The sequence below is a fragment of the Rugamonas apoptosis genome, from assembly GCF_014042355.1.
GTDB lineage: Bacteria > Pseudomonadota > Gammaproteobacteria > Burkholderiales > Burkholderiaceae_D > Rugamonas > Rugamonas apoptosis.
The window spans coordinates 1-18,108 of sequence record NZ_JACEZU010000005.1 but is presented as its reverse complement, the minus strand read 5'-3'; the positions used below and the strand labels follow the sequence as shown (position 1 = coordinate 18,108).

At 61.3% G+C, this 18,108-nt stretch carries 17 protein-coding genes; 10 read left to right on the top strand and 7 right to left on the bottom strand.

What is annotated here, in order from left to right:
• The first annotated feature begins 52 nt into the window (after positions 1 to 52).
• The 3 genes from H3H39_RS11200 to fusA all read left to right on the top strand — a co-directional run bounded on the left by H3H39_RS11200 (position 53) and on the right by fusA (position 2,922).
• Complete coding sequence (locus H3H39_RS11200) at positions 53 to 310, top strand: hypothetical protein (protein WP_182153476.1); 258 nt, start codon at positions 53 to 55, stop codon at positions 308 to 310.
• Between the two features lie 178 nt (positions 311 to 488).
• Complete coding sequence (locus H3H39_RS11195) at positions 489 to 689, top strand: hypothetical protein (RefSeq protein WP_182153475.1); 201 nt, start codon at positions 489 to 491, stop codon at positions 687 to 689.
• Positions 690 to 810: 121 nt separating this feature from the next.
• The gene (fusA, locus tag H3H39_RS11190; RefSeq protein WP_182153474.1) at positions 811 to 2,922 is read left to right on the top strand and encodes an elongation factor G; all 2,112 of its coding nucleotides are present in this window, start codon (positions 811 to 813) and stop codon (positions 2,920 to 2,922) included.
• Between the two features lie 54 nt (positions 2,923 to 2,976).
• Here the strand turns inward: fusA and H3H39_RS11185 are convergent, their stop codons facing one another.
• The 3 genes from H3H39_RS11185 to H3H39_RS11175 form a co-directional block, all read right to left on the bottom strand.
• Positions 2,977 to 3,486, bottom strand: a complete 510-nt coding sequence (locus H3H39_RS11185) for a hypothetical protein (protein ID WP_229217992.1) — start codon at positions 3,484 to 3,486, stop codon at positions 2,977 to 2,979.
• Positions 3,487 to 3,614: 128 nt separating this feature from the next.
• On the bottom strand, positions 3,615 to 4,688 hold the full coding sequence (locus tag H3H39_RS11180; RefSeq protein WP_182153473.1) for an acyltransferase family protein: 1,074 nt from the start codon (positions 4,686 to 4,688) through the stop codon (positions 3,615 to 3,617).
• A 29-nt stretch (positions 4,689 to 4,717) separates the two neighbouring features.
• Entirely contained in the window at positions 4,718 to 5,938 is a 1,221-nt protein-coding gene (locus tag H3H39_RS11175) for a DUF5009 domain-containing protein (RefSeq protein WP_182153472.1), read from the bottom strand.
• Between the two features lie 180 nt (positions 5,939 to 6,118).
• Between H3H39_RS11175 and H3H39_RS11170 the strand changes: the two genes are divergently transcribed.
• The 7 genes from H3H39_RS11170 to H3H39_RS11140 all read left to right on the top strand — a co-directional run bounded on the left by H3H39_RS11170 (position 6,119) and on the right by H3H39_RS11140 (position 13,252).
• Positions 6,119 to 6,775, top strand: a complete 657-nt coding sequence (locus H3H39_RS11170) for a response regulator transcription factor (protein WP_182153471.1) — start codon at positions 6,119 to 6,121, stop codon at positions 6,773 to 6,775.
• Positions 6,772 to 8,160, top strand: coding sequence for a sensor histidine kinase (locus H3H39_RS11165; protein WP_182153470.1), 1,389 nt, complete (start codon positions 6,772 to 6,774; stop codon positions 8,158 to 8,160). The genes H3H39_RS11170 and H3H39_RS11165 overlap by 4 nt, the downstream gene beginning before the upstream one ends.
• Before the next feature lie 58 nt (positions 8,161 to 8,218).
• Positions 8,219 to 9,616, top strand: coding sequence for a DUF2799 domain-containing protein (locus tag H3H39_RS11160; protein WP_182153469.1), 1,398 nt, complete (start codon positions 8,219 to 8,221; stop codon positions 9,614 to 9,616).
• A gap of 125 nt (positions 9,617 to 9,741) precedes the next feature.
• Positions 9,742 to 10,065 carry an ArsR/SmtB family transcription factor gene (locus tag H3H39_RS11155; protein WP_182153468.1) on the top strand — a complete coding sequence of 108 codons (324 nt, stop codon included), beginning with the start codon at positions 9,742 to 9,744 and terminating at the stop codon, positions 10,063 to 10,065.
• The gene (locus H3H39_RS11150; protein WP_182153467.1) at positions 10,062 to 10,475 is read left to right on the top strand and encodes an SRPBCC family protein; all 414 of its coding nucleotides are present in this window, start codon (positions 10,062 to 10,064) and stop codon (positions 10,473 to 10,475) included. The genes H3H39_RS11155 and H3H39_RS11150 overlap by 4 nt, the downstream gene beginning before the upstream one ends.
• The gene (locus tag H3H39_RS11145) at positions 10,472 to 10,891 is read left to right on the top strand and encodes a DUF1801 domain-containing protein (protein ID WP_182153466.1); all 420 of its coding nucleotides are present in this window, start codon (positions 10,472 to 10,474) and stop codon (positions 10,889 to 10,891) included. Before H3H39_RS11150 ends, H3H39_RS11145 begins: the two co-directional genes overlap by 4 nt.
• A 165-nt stretch (positions 10,892 to 11,056) precedes the next feature.
• Positions 11,057 to 13,252 carry an OsmC domain/YcaO domain-containing protein gene (locus tag H3H39_RS11140; RefSeq protein WP_182153465.1) on the top strand — a complete coding sequence of 732 codons (2,196 nt, stop codon included), beginning with the start codon at positions 11,057 to 11,059 and terminating at the stop codon, positions 13,250 to 13,252.
• A 508-nt stretch (positions 13,253 to 13,760) separates the two neighbouring features.
• On the opposite strand, the gene H3H39_RS11135 is transcribed toward H3H39_RS11140, so the two are convergent.
• The 4 genes from H3H39_RS11135 to H3H39_RS11120 all read right to left on the bottom strand — a co-directional run bounded on the left by H3H39_RS11135 (position 13,761) and on the right by H3H39_RS11120 (position 17,869).
• Positions 13,761 to 14,663 (bottom strand): rolling circle replication-associated protein, encoded by a 903-nt coding sequence (locus tag H3H39_RS11135; protein ID WP_220461519.1) that lies wholly within the window; start codon positions 14,661 to 14,663, stop codon positions 13,761 to 13,763.
• Between the two features lie 501 nt (positions 14,664 to 15,164).
• Positions 15,165 to 15,437: a hypothetical protein gene (locus H3H39_RS11130; protein WP_182153464.1), complete on the bottom strand. Its 273-nt coding sequence runs from the start codon at positions 15,435 to 15,437 to the stop codon at positions 15,165 to 15,167.
• 33 nt (positions 15,438 to 15,470) lie between these two features.
• Positions 15,471 to 16,715, bottom strand: coding sequence for a type II secretion system protein GspD (locus H3H39_RS11125; RefSeq protein ID WP_182153463.1), 1,245 nt, complete (start codon positions 16,713 to 16,715; stop codon positions 15,471 to 15,473).
• Positions 16,715 to 17,869: a zonular occludens toxin domain-containing protein gene (locus tag H3H39_RS11120; protein ID WP_182153462.1), complete on the bottom strand. Its 1,155-nt coding sequence runs from the start codon at positions 17,867 to 17,869 to the stop codon at positions 16,715 to 16,717. The genes H3H39_RS11125 and H3H39_RS11120 overlap by 1 nt, the downstream gene beginning before the upstream one ends.
• Between the last annotated feature and the right edge of the window lie 239 nt (positions 17,870 to 18,108).

Sequence of the window (18,108 nt, the reverse complement as noted above, 5' to 3'; positions counted from 1 at the left end):
CGCCGGGGGCTTATACTTCGTCTTTCACACTTGATATGCAAGACGAATAAATATGGAACAGCAGAAAGAAGTCGACCAGCGCTACCTGGTGCAGCAAAACAAAGTCAGCGATGGCGACACCAAACCGCCCGTTTTCGCCAAGGTCATGCGCGGCAAGACCGGTGCGTTCGAGGGCGTGTCCTTCATCAAGTCGAAAGACAAGGCGACCGTGATGACGATCACCGAAGCCAACCAGGCCATCGAATGGGCGACCAAGAAGAAGCCCAACGCCCGCGAATACGTCACCAAGATCATTTGCGTGGGCCAGTAATCCCGCCATGGCGGGCTGCTCGCCCGAGTTGGCGTAGGGCCCGCTTTCCCTCTGTTCGCCCCCCAATTCCAACCACTCATCGCATCTGGCCGCAGCCGGTCGCATGACGATTGCCCGTGCCCGGCGGGCGGCATACAGTGACGCCTGGTACTCGATTCACGGTCGCGGGAGCGTTGTCATGCTGAGTTTCATGTTGTGGTTGCTGTTGCTGGTCCTGTGCTGGCCGCTGGCCTTGCTGGCGCTATTCCTCTATCCCATCGTGTGGCTGATCATGCTGCCGTTCCGGCTGGTGGGCATCGGGGTGGAAGCCGTCTTCGAGCTGCTGCGCGCCGTCGTCATGCTGCCGGCCCGATTGCTGCGGGGCGCGCCAGGACGGTAAGCGGTCCCGTTTGCGCGCCACCTTGAAATTGCGCCGTCATCCCATACTTCAGTTCTCCAATGCTGTTAGAATTTAAGCACGACCTCGCCGTCGTCGGCTGTCGTCGTTCAAGGAGAATGTGATGACCCGCAAGACACCTATCGAGCGTTACCGCAACATCGGCATCAGCGCCCACATCGACGCGGGCAAGACCACGACCACCGAGCGCATCCTGTTCTACACCGGCGTCAATCACAAGATCGGCGAGGTGCACAATGGCGCCGCGACCATGGACTGGATGGAGCAGGAGCAGGAGCGGGGCATCACCATCACCTCGGCCGCCACCACCGCCTTCTGGAAAGGCATGGCGGGCAATTTCGCCGAACACCGCATCAACATCATCGATACCCCCGGCCACGTCGATTTCACGATCGAAGTCGAGCGCTCCATGCGTGTGCTCGATGGCGCCGTGATGGTGTACGACGCCGTGGGCGGCGTACAGCCGCAATCGGAAACCGTGTGGCGCCAGGCGAATAAATACGCCGTGCCCCGCATCGCCTTCATCAACAAGATGGACCGGGTGGGCGCGGACTTCTTCCGCGTGCGCCAGCAGATCGCCGACCGCCTGAAGGGCGTGGCCGTGCCGATCCAGATTCCGCTGGGGGCCGAGGATGACTTCCACGGCGTGGTGGACCTGGTCAAGATGCGCGCCATCAACTGGGACGACGCCAGCCTGGGCGTGAAGTTCACCTATGAGGACATTCCCGCCCATCTGCAGGCGCTGGCCGCCGAATGGCACGACAAGATGGTGGAGGCGGCCGCCGAGGCCACCCCTGAGCTGATCGAAAAATACCTGAACGGCGAGCCGTTGACGGAGGAGGAGATCAAATCCGGCCTGCGCCAGCGCACCATCCGCAACGAGATCGTGCCCATGCTGGCCGGCAGCGCCTTCAAGAACCGCGGCGTGCAGGCCATGCTGGACGCGGTGATCGAATATTTGCCGTCGCCGCTGGACGTGCCCGCCATCTCCGGCCACGACGAGCAGGACAATGTGATCGAGCGCCATCCCGACGACGCCGATCCGTTCTCGGCGCTCGCCTTCAAGATCATGACCGATCCGTTCGTGGGCCAACTCACCTTCTTCCGGGTCTACTCCGGCGTGGTCAATTCGGGCGATACCGTGTACAACCCCACCAAGGGCCAGCGCGAGCGCCTGGGCCGCATCCTGCAGATGCATGCCAACGAACGCAAGGAAATCAAGGAGGTGTACGCGGGCGACATCGCGGCCGCCGTGGGCCTCAAGGCCGTGACCACGGGCGACACCCTGTGCTCGCCCGAGCACGTCATCGTGCTGGAAAAGATGACCTTTCCCGAGCCCGTGATTTCGCAGGCGGTGGAACCGAAGACCAAGGCCGACCAGGAAAAGATGGGCATCGCCCTGAGCCGGCTGGCGCAGGAAGACCCGTCGTTCCGCGTGCGCACGGACGAGGAGTCGGGCCAGACCATCATGTCCGGCATGGGTGAACTGCACCTGGAAATCCTGGTCGACCGCATGCGCCGCGAGTTCGGCGTGGAAGCGACGGTGGGCAAACCGCAGGTGGCCTACCGCGAGACGATACGCAAATCCGTGCAGGACATCGAGGGCAAGTTCATCAAGCAATCCGGCGGCCGGGGCCAATACGGCCATGTGGTGCTGTCGCTGGAGCCACTGGCGGCCGGCAAGGGCTATGAATTCGTCGACGCGATCAAGGGCGGCGTGGTGCCGCGCGAGTTCATCCCGGCCGTCGACAAGGGCGTGCAGGAGACGCTGCAGAACGGCGTGCTGGCCGGCTACCCGGTGGTGGACGTGAAGGTGACGCTGACCTTCGGCTCCTACCACGACGTGGACTCGAACGAGAACGCGTTCCGCATGGCCGGCTCGATCGCGTTCAAGGATGGCATGAAGCGCGCCGATCCCATCCTGCTGGAGCCGATGATGCATGTGGAAGTGGAAACGCCGGAGGAATTCATGGGCAACGCCATGGGCGACCTGACTTCGCGGCGCGGCATGGTGCAGGGCATGGACGAGATCCCCGGCGGTGGCGGTAAGATTATCCGCGCGCTGGTACCGCTGGCCGAGATGTTCGGCTACTCCACCACGCTGCGTTCACTCTCCCAGGGCCGCGCCACCTACACCATGGAGTTCAAGCATTACGCGGCCGTGCCACCGCACATCCTCGAACACGTGGCCGTGTCGTCGCGCTCGCGGCATTGAATGAAACCGCAAGCCGCCACAGGGCCATGCGCCTTGTGGCGGCTTTTCGCGTGCTTACTCGAACACTTTCAGTCTGAGCTGGACCGAGATGGCGCCGTACAGCCTATCCTTGTAAGTTGGCACGATGGCCACGTTGACGCCCACGCTTTTGTATTCGGCGCTCAGGGTGGGAATGGCGGCCAGGAACCAGCCGCCGTTACGCATTTTGGGATAGCCATTGAAGCCGCCGGCCACGGCGCCCAGCCGTACCGGCCCGAACGCGAACGGCTGGTAATACACCCCCGCGTAATTCGAATAGAAACGGTCGCTGTTGTAGAAGCGGCCCGCCGTCACCGACGCCACGGTGGAAAAACGGTATTCGCCGCCCAGGCCGGGATTGCTGTCGTTGAGGTTTTTGTCGCGCTGGAAGTGGTAGGAATAGAAGCCGGGATTGAGCCACACTTCCTTGAGCGGTTTGTTCTCGATCACGGTGAACAGATCGTCCGCGTGGACGGGCAGGGCGCCGGCCAGCAGCATGGCGGCGCAGGCAAGGCGGCAGGCGCGAACGCCAAGGGTAGGAATCATCGTCACACTTTCGTTCAAATGGCGGGAAATCGGGCTGCTGATTATAGCCAATTGGGGAAAGATCACATACGGGCGCGGTTGGCGGGCGCCCGACAGCGCGGCTCAGGTCGAGGCCGCCAACCAGGTGGCTAGACCGTGATACGCCAGCCGCGCCGCTCGAAACCATGCATGGCCAGCCAGAACAGGCCGGTGAAAGCTGCGGCGAACAGCAGCGACGGCAGGAACGGACCTGTCAGGGATGCCAGCGGGCGCAGGAATATGGCGTCATACAACGGTTGCATGGCACCGCTGCCTTCCAGCAGGCAGGTGGCCAGCCACGCGCCCGCGTAAGCGGCGATCGCGTTGATGCCCAGGCACCGCCCCAAGTCCGGCCAGCCCTTGCGGTCGATCAAATAATGCGCCAGCCCCACTGCCAGCATCCCCAGTCCGCCCATCCACAAGACAAACGACGGTGTCCACAGCTGCTTGTTCAACGGCAGTACCAGCGACCACAGGGCGCCGATGGCCGTCGCCGCCAGCCCACCCGTCAGCAGCGCGCGCAAATCGCGCGCCCGCAGCCACGCGCCCGCGCGCATGCCGAGGATGACAGTGGCCAGCGACGGCAGGGTGCTGAGCAAGCCCTCGGGGTCGTGGGCCAGTCCGGTGGCAGGGTTGAACTGATAGGCCAGGTGGCCCAGCAACGCCGTGTCGAGGCGGTCGGCCAGATTCAGATCCGGAGCCAGCGAGCCGCCCGCCATGAGCAAGGCCCAGTAGCCGGCCAGGATGGCGGCCAGGATGGCCCATTGCGCCCGCGCCCGGGGCACGTATATGGCCAGCAGGCCCGCCAGCGCGAAGCAGATGCCTATCCGTTGCAGTACGCCCAACAGGCGGAAGTCGCGGCCATGCAACAGCAGTGCGGCGGCTGCGTGCAAGGCCAATCCCAGCGCGAAGATGCGGGCGCCGCGCACCAGCACAGCGCGCGCCATCGGCCGGGCCGGCGCCCGTGCCTCGATCTTGGCCCCCAGCGCGAGCTGGAGCGAGATACCGACGATGAGCATGAAGAACGGGAAGATGAAGTCGGCCGGCGTGGCGCCGTGCCATTCGGCGTGTTCCAGCCATGGATAGACATGGGACCAGTCGCCGGCGTCGTTCACCAGCAGCATGGCGGCGACGGTCAGGCCACGCAGGGCGTCGATAGAGGAAATGCGGGAGGCAGGCAGCATGGCAGGTTATCAAGAGTGGGGGAGTGGAGTTACAGGCGCAGGGTGATGCGCATGTGGTTGAGGATGGGTATTGCAGCGACAACGGCGCAGGCGTAGGCGAGCGCCGCCAGCATGCCGGGCACACCCGCGTTGAGCGTGTCTGGCAGCGTAAGACGGCAGTACTGCGCCAAGGCATAGACGATGTAGGGCACGATGTAGGTCAACAGTGGATTCGCCGCGGCTGGCCGCAGCAGGGTGGTCCAGCGCTGGATGCGCCGCAGGTCGACCAGCCAATACAACACGCCAAAGCTGGCCACGCAGATCGCGGCGCTGTACAAGGCCCAGCTTGGCGTCGCCGCGATCTTTGAAATAGGGAAGTATGGGCGCAGTACGTAGCCGGATGCCAGCAAGACCGCCGCGAACAGCAGGGCGTGGCGGTAGCGCTGGGGGATGTCCGGCAGGCCGGGCGCCAGGAAGATGCGGGTCATGAGCACGCCACACAGCACGATGGCGGCGTGTATCGCGTTGCCCGACTGGCCCGCCAGCAAGCCAAATGCGCCGGTTTGGGCCGCGCAGTAGAATCCGATGCAGCCCGCCGCCGCGCCCGCCAGGGCCATCGTCCGGTCGCGCGACAGCAGGTGCAGCGTGCTGGCGATCAGGTAGGCCCAGCCGATCAAGCCCAGGATGCCCCACCATTGCGGTGCCAGCCGCTGCGCGCCATCCGTTCCGCCGCGATACAGCATCGCCAATACCAACAGGGCGATCGCACCGGATACGCGTAGCGCCACGCCCGTGCCAGGCCGCCGGAATGTCTGGCCATGCCAGACCAGCAGCGCAGAGCCGTAGAACAGCAGCGACCACACATGGATGGACATGCCCATGACCGCTTCGTTAAACCCGCTTTCGGCGTTGACCATGAATACGCCCAGCACCAGCAGTCCCGCGGTACGGCCCACGATGTGCTGCGCCAGTTGCCACGAGGTGTCGCCCACCGCAAGGCGACGCGCCGTCGCGATGGGAATCGACATGCCGACGATGAACAGGAAGGCGGGGAAAACCACGTCGGCCACGGTCATCCCATCCATCCCGAGCGGTGCGTGCTCCAGCCATGCGGGGACGCCCCGGACGCCGGCCAGCGCGTTCACGAAGATCATGAGCAGGATCGTCACGCCGCGAAACGCGTCCAGCGCCAGCACACGTTGCGGCGGCGCTTGAACCGGAAAGGTGATTTCCTGTGGGCCTGACTGGCGTTGGGTTGCTGCGGACGGCATCTGTTCTCCCTGATCTCTCGGCGCGGCATGGTTGACCTGACCGGCTATTATCCCTACTCTTTCTAAATGCCTGCGCAAGGCAACCTTAAGTTTTCCTATATTTTCGGCGGGCCGGGCCCGTTGACAGGTGGCCGTCAAGATGCGTACATAGCGGCCTTCACGCGGTACTGGAATAGAGACATGAAAATTTGCCTGGTCGAAGATGACCTGGAACTTGGCAAGGCCCTGCAATCGTCGCTGCAAGACGAGGGCCAGGATGTGTTGTGGCTGCGGCGCGGCGCCGACGCGCGCCAGCGTATCGCCAGCGACCGGTTCGACGCGGTGCTGCTCGACCTTGGGCTGCCCGATGGGAACGGGATCGACCTGCTGCGCCAGTTGCGGGCCGATGGCGAGACCCTGCCGATCCTCGTCATCACGGCGCGCGACAGCCTGGAAGACCGGTTGCGGGGACTGGACCGGGGCGCCGACGACTATCTGGTCAAACCATTCGCCGTCTCCGAACTGCTGGCCAGGTTGCGTGCGGTGGTGCGGCGCGCCACCGGCTGGAGCGAGACGGGAGAACTGGTGTGGCGGATCAAGGATCTCGCGCTGGACGAACGGCGCCGCGTGCTCACGCGCGCCGGCGCAGGCGTGGACCTGTCCAAGACGGAGTTTGAGTTGCTGTTGTCCCTGATGCGCTATCCGGAACGGGTGCTGACCCGGCGTGAGCTGGAGGCGCGCGCCCTGCCGCAAGGCGAGGGCCAGACCCTGGACGTGCATATGTCGCACCTGCGGCAAAAAATAGGCGATGGCTACATCCGCACCGTGCGTGGCGTGGGCTACGTGATCGACAAATGACCGGACTGCCCGAACGCTCGCTGTTCCGGCGCCTGATGCTGGGGTTCTTTGGCGTGGTGCTGGTCATCTGGCTGGCCAACCTGGCGTGGGACATCCACGAGACACGCACCACCAAGCAACGCGACATGCAGCGCGAGCTGCGCGCCAGTGCCTTGCGCATCCTGGTGTTGATGCAGACCGTGGATAGCCGTCCGCCAGAGGAGATCGCTCCTTTGGTGCGCAAGATGGAGGCGCTGCATTACGCCCTGTACCGGGAACTGGGCTGGTACGTACCGGCGCTGCAAACACAGGTGTGGCGGCGCGGCCAGCTGGTGTACGCGTCCGGCGACGCCGGCCCGATCACCGCCACGGTGGCCGGCATCGCGCCGCAGCGCCCGCCGCTGCCCGATGGCTGGGTGGTCGCTGAGGAATCGGATCCCGCCACCGGCGTCACCGTGCGCATGGCGACCCAAGTGATAGGCGAATGGTTGCTGCAGACGTCGAGCATAGGCTATTACCTCGCGCCCTTGCTATTCAGTCTGCCGTTCCTGCTGCTGCCTGCCTGGTACATCGTCCGCGTGGGCCTGGGCCCATTGCGTGGCATCGTGGCCGAGATCGAGGAGCGCTCCGCGAACGCCCTGACGCCGCTGGCGCCGTCGCCATTCCGTGAATTATCGCCGCTGGTGGCTTCCGTCAACCGGCTCATGCGGCGTCTGGTGGAACGGCTGGAGCGGGAACAGGAGTTCCTGGCCGATGCGGCCCATGAGTTGAAAACGCCACTGTCCATCATCCAGATCAACGCCGACGCGTTGGCCCACGCCCACACGCCGCAACGCATACAGGAGGCGGGCGAGGGCTTGCGGCAAGGCGTGCGGCGCGCCACCCACACCGTGCACCAGTTACTGGCCCTGGCCAGATCGGGACCCGATAGCGACGCGGCGCCGCGACAGGCGCTCGACCTGGTGCAGCTGGTGTGCGACCGTCTGGCGCTGGCTGGGCCGCTGGCGGCGGCCCGCCAGATCGAGCTGGAATTGCAGGCGCCCGACCTGTGCGCCATGTATCTGCACCGGGAAAGCATGGCGGCCCTCATCGACAATGTGGTCGGCAACGCCATCAAATATTCGCCTGACGGTGGACGCGTGGCCGTGAGCATCACGGCCGACGCTGGGCTGATCATGCTGGCAGTACGCGACGAAGGCCCCGGCATTGCCCCTGCGGCGCAGCGCAAGGTGTTCGAGCGCTTCTACCGGTTGCCCGACCAGGATCAGCCGGGCAGCGGGCTGGGACTGGCGATCGCGGAACGGGCGGCGCAGCGCAACCTGGGCGGCATCACACTGGGCAATTGCGAGGACGGCCCCGGCCTGTGTGTGCAGGTGACGTTCGATGTCACCCTGGCCGCCGGGTGATGTTTTATACAAGTGAATTCCACTATAATCAGCCGGCCAATAACCATACGTCGAAATCATGAATCGTCTACCCCGCTGGAGCACACCGCTGATCCTCGCACTGCCGCTGCTGCTGGGCGGTTGTCAGGCCACGATGGAGCGCATCGCCGATTGCAAGGCCGGCGATTGGAACACCATCGGCCACAAGGATGGCGCGGCGGGCGAAAGTCAGAAATTCGTCGAACGTAAGGATTTCTGCGACAGCCATGACGGCGCCAAAGGGCAGGGCGACGCGGCGGCCGGCTATCTGGCCGGTTGGGCGCAGGGCAACTGGGATTTCTGGGCCGCTCGTGGCGTGAGCGACGGCCGCCAGGCGCTGCCCCAGTCCACCTATGAGCGCCACGCGGCCAGCGAGGAAGTGCAAAAACGCCATACGCCCGCCAATCGTCCCGCCTACGATGCCGGTTGGATGAACGGGAATGCCGATTACTGGAACGGACAGGGCAAGCGTGACGGCACCGATGGCAAGCCGGCATCGGCCAAGGACGCCGCCCGCAACCGCGCCGCGCAGCAGGGGCAGCGCTTTGACGACGCCAGTTACGCGAGTGGCTGGCAGACGGGCAACCGCACCTACTGGCAGGATGCCGGCTACACCGATGCCCGCAACGGCGTGCCCGATACCGAATTGAAATCGCGCGCCGCCGCCGCCCGCGCGGCGGGCGTGCAGGTGCAGGAGGATGCTTACCGCGCTGCATGGAACGCGGAAATCGTCAACTACTGGAGGAACCTGGGCACCCAGGACGCCGTATCGGGCAAGGACTTCAACCAGCGCCGCACCGAGGCGCGGGGCAAGGGACTGAAGGTGTATGAGGCCGAATACCGCCAGAGTTGGGAAAACCGATTGGTCGACTACTGGCGCAAGGCGGGCCAGGACGACGGCTATGGCCGCCCATTCCAGCTGGAGGACCGCATGGCCAACGCCGCGCGCGATGGCGTGTTCGTGATCCCGCGCACGCGTGAGCTGTACACGGCCGCCTGGGATGAGCAGAACGCCCGCTACTGCAACCCCGAGAACGCCTTTGACCTGGGGCGGCATGGCGCCGGCATGGCGTTTGAAGTGTGCCGCGATCCAGGGCGCAACCAGATGAAGCGCGCCTATCTCAGCGGCCAGGATTACGAAGTGGCGGCCGCCAAATATAACCGCGCCGTCAGCGACGTGGACGAGCTGGCGGGCCGCATGCGCGAGGCGCGCGGGCGCCTGGGCCGCATCGAACGCGACATCCGCGCCAATCTGGACAACAAGGACCGTCCCGTCAACGACGAAACCCAGAAACAGGACCGCCGGCGCGAGCAGGAGCGGCGCGACGTGGCCGATTACCTGCAGCGCACCGAACGCCAACTGGACGACGCCCGGCGCTGGGCCGAACGCCACCAGCAGCAGATGGAGCGGCTGCGGCGCGACATCTACCTGAACTGAACCCGAGCCGCGTGCGCTGCGCGCGCGTTCCGGATGGTGGTATTAAAATAGCAATTCAAAACGGCTTGAAAATCCATAACCATTTGGCTATAGTTTAATCCATAACCTGAGAGCTATGGATTATCATGACCACGATGCAAGATGCGCTGTTCCGGGCACTGAGCGATCCCACGCGGCGCGCCATCTTTGAACAACTGTGCGCGGGCGGTGAACAAACCGTTGGCGCGCTAACTGGCCATGCGCGGGTTTCACAGCCGGCCGTGTCCAAGCATCTCGCCATACTGAAGCAAGCTGGCCTCGTGCTGGACCGCCATGCCGGACGCCAGACCCACTACAGCGCACGCCCCGGCGCACTGACGCCATTGCTGGATTGGACCAACCAGATGACCCGATTCTGGGAAAACCGGTTCGATGACTTGGAAGACTTACTGAAAAGGATCGACCAATGAACGCCACCGCACAAGAACTACGTACCGTTGTCGTCGAACGGGACTTTCCCCATCCGCCAGAAAGACTCTGGCGCGCTTTGACCCAGCCGCATCGGCTCGACGCCTGGCTGATGCAAAACGATTTCCTGCCAGTGGCGGGCCACCGCTTCAATTTTCGGGCCGACTGGGGCGCGGTCGATTGCGTCGTGACGGAAGTGAAGCCGCAGCGCACGCTGGCCTACACCTGGTCCGCCTATGGACTGGAAAGCATCGTCACCTGGACCCTGGAACCCTCGTCCAGCGGCACCCATTTGCGCATGGAGCAATCCGGATTCCGTCCCGACCAGGAACAGGCTTACCAAGGCGCCAAGTTCGGCTGGCAAAAATTCTTCGACGCGCTTGAACAGGTACTGCCGCGGGAGGCCGCATGACGACGGCGCCCATCGAAGGGCCAGCGGCGACCGCCATCATCGACCAGAAAATCGCCACGCTGGACGACTGGCGCGGCGCCACCCTGAGCCGGATGCGCGCGCTGATCCATGAAGCCGTGCCGGACGTGGTGGAGGAGGTCAAGTGGATGGGGACGCCGGTTTGGTCCAGCGACGGCATCATTTGCACGGGTGAAACCTACAAGGCCGTCGTCAAGCTGACGTTTCTCAAAGGCGCTTCGTTGGCCGACCCGGCCGCGCTGTTCAATTCCAGCCTGGACGGCAACGCCCGGCGCGCCATCGACATCCCTGAGGGCAGCGCGGTCGATGGCGAGGCGTTCAAGGCACTGGTGCGCGCGGCGGCGGCCCTGAACGCGCAGGGCGGCGCGAAGAAGCGCCGCGCCAAGCCCGCCGGCTAGACAGCTCGATAGCAGCCTGCGCCACAATGTCGCCCAACCCGTGGATGCCAGCGTTGCGGGCAATGGCAGGCCAGGACTGAGGCCGAGGCGGTCTACGCCTATGCGCTGCGCTCAAAAGAGCCGATAATAGCGGCCACAACATTTTGAGCACGGTTTGGAATTCTCATGGAAATTAAGGTCAACTTTCTCGACAAGCTACGTCTGGAAGCCAAGTTCGATGACTTCACGGTCATCGCCGATCAGCCTATCCGCTACAAGGGCGATGGCTCGGCGCCGGGACCATTCGATTATTTTTTGGCATCGTCGGCCCTGTGCGCGGCATACTTTGTAAAGTTGTATTGCACAACACGCAATATTCCGACCGAGAATATCCGCCTATCGCAGAACAACATTGTCGATCCGGAAAACCGTTACCAGCAGATTTTCAAGATTCAGGTCGAGTTACCTGCGGATATTTCCGCCAAGGACCGCGAAGGTATTTTGCGCTCCATCGACCGCTGCACGGTCAAGAAAGTGGTCCAGACGGGCCCTGAATTTGTGATCGAAGAGGTGGAAAGCCTGGACGCCGACGCCCAGGCTTTGCTGACGCTGAATCCGGCTTCGGAAGCGAGCACCTATATCACCGGCAAGGATTTGCCGCTGGAACAAACCATTGCCAATATGTCGGGCCTGTTGGCCGGCCTCGGCATCAAGATTGAAATCGCTTCGTGGCGCAATATCGTCCCCAACGTGTGGTCGCTGCATATCCGCGACGCGCACTCGCCGATGTGTTTCACCAATGGCAAGGGCGCGACCAAGGAAAGCGCCTTGGCATCCGCGTTGGGCGAGTATATCGAGCGGCTCAGCTGCAATCACTTCTATGCCGGCGAATACTGGGGCGAAGACATCGCCAACGCGGCGTTTGTCCATTACCCGGAAGAGCGCTGGTTCAAGCCTGGCCGCAAGGATGCGCTGCCAGCCGGCATCCTCGATGAATATTGCCTGGAAATCTACAATCCCGACGACGAATTGTGCGGTTCGCACCTGTACGACACCAATTCCGGCAATGTGGAGCGCGGCATCTGTTCGTTGCCGTTCGTGCGCCAGTCGGACGGCGAAACGGTGTATTTCCCCGTCAACCTGGTGGAAAACCTGTTCGTCAGCAACGGCATGAGCGCCGGCAATACGCTGGTCGAAGCTCAGGTGCAATGCTTGTCGGAGATATTCGAAAGGGCGGTCAAACGCGAAATTCTGGAAGGCGAACTGGCCTTGCCGGACGTGCCGCAGGAAGTATTGGCGAAATACCCGGGCATCGTGGCCGGTATCAAGGGGCTGGAAGAACAGGGCTTCCCGGTGCTGGTGAAGGACGCCTCGCTGGGCGGCACGTATCCGGTGATGTGCGTGACCCTGATGAACCCGCGTACCGGCGGCGTATTCGCCTCGTTTGGCGCGCACCCGAGCTTTGAAGTGGCGCTGGAACGCAGCCTGACGGAATTGCTGCAGGGGCGCAGTTTTGAAGGCTTGAACGATTTGCCGCGGCCGACCTTTGTCAGCAACGCCGTGACTGAACCAAATAACTTCGTTGAACACTTCATCGATTCCAGCGGCATCGTGTCGTGGCGCTTCTTCAGCGCCAAATCGGATTTCGATTTTGTCGAATGGGATTTCTCTGGCCAGGGCGCGGATTCCAATGCCCAGGAAGCCGCGACCTTGTTCGGCATCCTGGAAGGCATGGGCAAAGAAGTCTACATGGCCGCGTACGACCAATTGGGCGCGACCGCGTGCCGGATTCTGGTGCCCGGTTATTCGGAAATCTATCCGGTGGAAGACCTGATCTGGGACAACACGAACAAGGCCTTGTCGTTCCGCGCCGATATCCTGAATATTCATGGCCTGGACGATGCCAGCCTGGAAGCGTTGCTGGATCGCCTGGAAAACAGCGAGCTGGATGAATACAGCGACGTCGCCACCTTGATCGGCATTGAATTTGACGAGAATACGGATTGGGGCCAGTTGACGGTCCTGGAACTGAAGCTGCTGATCAATCTGGCGCTGCAGGATTTTGAGGCGGCGAAAGACCAGGTGGAAGCCTTCCTGCAATACAACGACAACTCGGTCGAGCGCGGATTGTTTTACCAGGCCATGCTGGCGGTGCTGGAGGTGCTGCTGGACGACGACATGGAACTGGACGAATACGCCGTCAATTTCCGCCGCATGTTTGGCGATGCGCGGATGGACGCGGCGTTGGGTTCGGTGGACGGCAGCGTGCGTTTCCACGGCCTGACGCCGACCAGCATGAAGCTGGAAGGACTCGAACGGCACCAGCGCAAGATCGACAGCTACCGCAAACTGCACGCGGCGCGGGCCAAGGCGGCTAAATAACGGCAGGCCATAACAGCTAACTGGAAACGGTTGCGGCACCCAATTACGGGGGCCGCATCTTATAGCATACCTTCGCATAATTTATATTATGTAAAATGGCATCTGGAAGCCCTGCGCGTTTTACGGACAGTACGGACATGGTTTGAAAGGCTGTTTGTGCCGCGAGCACTTCGACCGGCAGCACTTTAACAAGTCCAAGACCTCACGCTTTGATACGCCTGCCATGAGCAGGCGTTTTTTTTGGGCTTCAACCCGCCGATATTCCTTGCGCGCCCTCGCCTGACCAAATTTGCCAGAACGTAGATTCCGTAGATACCAGTAGCTGTTACGGATCAGGCTGTAAATGTTCTGACGTTCCGCCTGCCCAAGCGTATCGAACGGGAAAAGCTCCAATTGCATTTCAGCAATACTAATCGACTGATATTCTTGACGCAAATCCGGCCCCCACCAAACTTGATTAAAGTCCTAAACCGCAGGAATCGAGTGGCAGGTTCCAAGACGTTTAGAATCAGAACGGGCACTCCATTTCCTGCCCAATCGGTCGAGGCGCAGTCGACAACCAGACCACACCCAACCCGTTGTTAAGCCACGATTGAACGCCTTCAAGCCCGTACTGCGCCGCGATACTGAAAGCAGCCTGGACAGCGCCCAGCATCGTTGTGCAATGCAAGCGCACAGTGTCAACTTCCGGCACCACAATCCCTTTGGAGCGGAAATAGCGTTTTTGATCCAGCCCCCGGCACTGCATCTGCTTTGAGCAATACTTGGCGATATAACCCGCCAACTTGTGAGCGCCGTTTTTCCCAAATCCGAACTTATGCGGATCTCGCACGTTCACCTGCCCCATTTGTTGACCGTCATCGCCCCGGCCAAGAATGCCTTGCCAGATCGACCGCAACAGCGCATACATCTGCCGACCGGCGACAGCTACATGGAAATGCAGCGCGCCCCGTTCCTGTTCCTCAATGACCGCCACGTAATGAAATTGCTTGTGCTTACCCAACTTGCGACAGAAGGCTTTCCAGTGCTTCAGTGCCGTATCACGGTCAACCATGTTTTCCCGATACGTCAACGTCACCATGCGATCCGCCCCGATGGCCTTGCAGCACTCGCGCACCTTCTTTTTTGCACGGCGGCCAGCGTCATCATCGTTTTCTTCCCGCTTCTCAGACTCGCCGCGTTTTGCACGCGGTTTGCGCGTAATTGCCGGGCCTACAAAGTGGCGATCTTTCGTTACCGACACTTCGCACTGCCCATCAGAGAAAACGCGCCTACGGGCCGTATACGTGTCCTGCCATGTACCCCTCACCCCATCGTCTGACCAGTGTTCCGGCTTTTGCTCGACCGTATCGAGGCAGAACGGCGAAAGAGAGATTGACAACGCATCTAAACTACTTTCAAATACCGACATCGGTTTTCCTGTTGTAGCAGGTTGATCGAGGCCCGGAGTGTTTCGACCACTACCGGGCTTTTTTTTTGTCCTTCAACTTCCGAAAATCTTTTCTTCTAGAAACGCCGCGAATCCGTCTGTTTACCGTGGCTGTTCTTAAGTGTCCCTAATACAAGTTTAGGCGGCGCTTTCGCGCCGCTCCCCGCGCTGCGCTCAGGTAGCGGCGCAATCGCCACCACACCCGTCACGTTCATCAAAACCGCCGCCACGCCTCAAACCGCCATTGCGGGCTTTCAGAGCGGGGCCGGTAGCCAACGTGCAGCAGCGAGGCATTAAACACGCTGGCGGACTGCCCGCTAAAACTTTGGAACCTATGGCGGGTTGACCGCCAGCACGCCTCATTACTTCGGTTGCAGCTACTTCAACAGCCACAGCCGGTATCTATTGCCCCCAAAGATTTTGCCCTTCGGGCCGCTTGTGCTTTGCGTGGCGACAGGTTGGTGACTTTCCGCCGTGGCCTCATCACCGCTTGCGCAACAACCGATCTCGCAATACCCGATCGACCACACTCCCCTTCGTTTCATCCTTGAAGCGCACAAACGCATCGAGGGCGTCAATCACTTCCTGCGAAACCTCAACAGTCAACATTCCCTTGCCAGCCTCCACCAACCTATCGCGCCGCGCTTGCTGTCTCTGTGCTGCCGTCATGGCCGGGGCCGGGCCTCGTGGCTTTCCACGTCCGCGCTTGGCCGGGTCGAACAATTCCAGCGTCCGGGTATCCTCTACTTGCTTCATATCGTGCTGCCTATTTCCCGTGACTTGTCACGATTAATTTGCGCCCGCAACCTTCGCACTCAGGACTAGCACCAAGTCCGACGCGGACGAGGACTGCGACTTTGCGCCCCAACTGGACGGAAGGAACGACCAGCGAGACATGCTGTCCGTGTTCTGCACATCGTTCAAGCCACCAATAAGCAACACCTCACCATCAGTCACTGTCACTGTGGTTTTGACCTGGCGCTTTATCAGCGTGGGCGAGCCGGTAACGCCTGTACTAGTGGCCTTGAAATTGCTGATCTGGCCGTCCACCGTCAGCCGAATTTTCCCGTTACCCAAAACCTTCGGAATCACATCGACAATCACACCGGATGGCCGATACACGATGTTCTGCACCGCATTGCCGGAATTGTCTTTACCCGTGCTGCCCACCGTCGGCGTCTCGTCACCAACGCTCAGCAAAAGCTTTTCGTAATCGTCACCGACCACCCGGCTATTCGACACCTGCCTAAACCGGCTGTCAGCGTTGAGCGCATCAAGCACTAGTTGAAAATTCGCGTTGCCGAAGCTGATCGCCGATCCCGACGACACGGAACCAAGCTGCAACGACAAGCGCTCGCCCAACACCTTCGCCACCAGTGATATACCGCGCCCCGATGACGCCGTACTCGTCACCTCAACCCACGACGCGGACACATCAACCAACTTAGGCAACGAATCTACAGCCACGAGCAACGACCGCATCTTTACAATGTCGTCCTTCGTGCCCGTCAACACCACAGAGCCGCCAGACACAACCGCAGCCTTTGGGCCAAAAGCACCGACGACTACAGCGGCCAAGAAGTCGCCCGCACGATTTACCGGCGCATACACTGCCGTTTCCAAATCAGCCGCACGCCGATCTGGAACGCGCTCAACGTCCAGCCCATGCCGAACCGGAAAAACGTCCTGCTTTCCCTTGCCAGCATCGACCGGCTTAACACCATCCTCCGCAACCTTGCTAACCGGCCCAAGGTAATACACCCCGCCACGCTCAACAACGGCAATTCCCTGTTGCGCCAAAACGCCTTCAACAAATTCGGGAACCTGCGCCGGATCGAGATTTGCCACACTGACGCTGATCTTACGATCCGATCCCTGTAGTTCAGGTGCCATCACATAGTCGCGATGCAGCAACCCCTTGAACGTACTTTGGGCGAATGCACCAACCGGCACGGCGGCGAAATCAAATGACACGCCGGGCGCAGCAAACGCCAATGCAGGAATTGTATAAAACAGTATAAATAGTTTACGCATTACAGATTTCCCCTCACCCATGTTCCGCCCGGTATTTGCGCCTCTACTTCATCACCCTTGAATCGGTACGACAGCGCCGAGACAACCCGGCCATCCGAGAGCGTAACGGTGACGGCAACGCCGTTGCGTATTACACCGACAACATGAAGTTTGTCCGAGAATTCCGGCACGGCCCCCTTTGCACCCGCGATCCCGGCAGCAGCCACCGACCGGGGAGCGAAATAGCGCGAGCCGACAGCGCCCAACGTGCAGCCCAACAGCAGCGCCATGGTCAAATACTTGTTCATATGCTTTGAAATTGGTTTGAGTGGTAAGGCACGGGGACGCAGCAACACAGAATCCATCCCTTGCAGACGAACCGGGCCGACAAAGGAAGCGGCCACGCCGACCCTGGCTGATAAATGCCACGCCGACAGCAAGCAATGTGTGCCGTGCGGATAGGCGTCCGAAAAAACTTGCGTGGTGTTGTATGCGTTATTCAGATCATCGCCCCGAAACACCCAACGGTCAGCGACAAGCCCGTCGGGCATGGAGCCCAACCGGACAACGCCGATATGCACGCGGGGTAGATTTCCCTCAGTAGCGCCAGCCGTCAGCAACTTGAGCGCACCACTGATGACGGGAACTTTCATACGATCCAGCCGGTTTAGCCTCACAACGTATTCCAGCAAGCTATCTCGCAACTGCTTATCCACCTGCGAAATATTTTGCATGATGAAGAAAATGTCCCAGCCGTATTTACGTGCATGAATCGCCCACTCAAGCATTTCCGCCCTGCCCTTGTCTTGGAAATTCCGAGTGTTCAGCCACGACCCGCACTCGTCCAAAACCAGCGCGCCATTGTGGGATTCGTCAAAGCCCTTGAGCAACCGCGGCGACGGGGCCACCGCCGTAATCGCGTCACGAGAATGGCGCAAGATGGGATCGAACTCGACATAGCGATTACCACTGCCGATCATGTACAGATCAACCGCTGCAGGCTTATCAGGAATGCGTAGAACGGTCGAACGATCCCGTTCCGGCATCAAGTGCTCAAGGAACACATCGCAATTCGTAGCGACTCGCTTACCGGTCCGCAGATAGCGGCGTATCTGATCAATACCGGCCTTGCCCTTGCCGCTACCGAGCTTACCCGTGATCGCGTAGACGGCCATCGTCATCCTTCTTTGTGTTCAGAGATTCGCGCGAGCGAACAAAGAAATCTTCCGGCAAATCGGCCGCTATACGAGTCCACACGAACCACACCACGCCCACGAACACGGCGACTGAAATAGCCCCCTGATTCACCGGACACAGCCTATGCGCTATTCTTACGGATAGGAATAGGACTGTGCATATGACTAGGAACAAGCAAACAATCGAGGTTGTAACGATAAGCCAGGAGCGCCGCAGG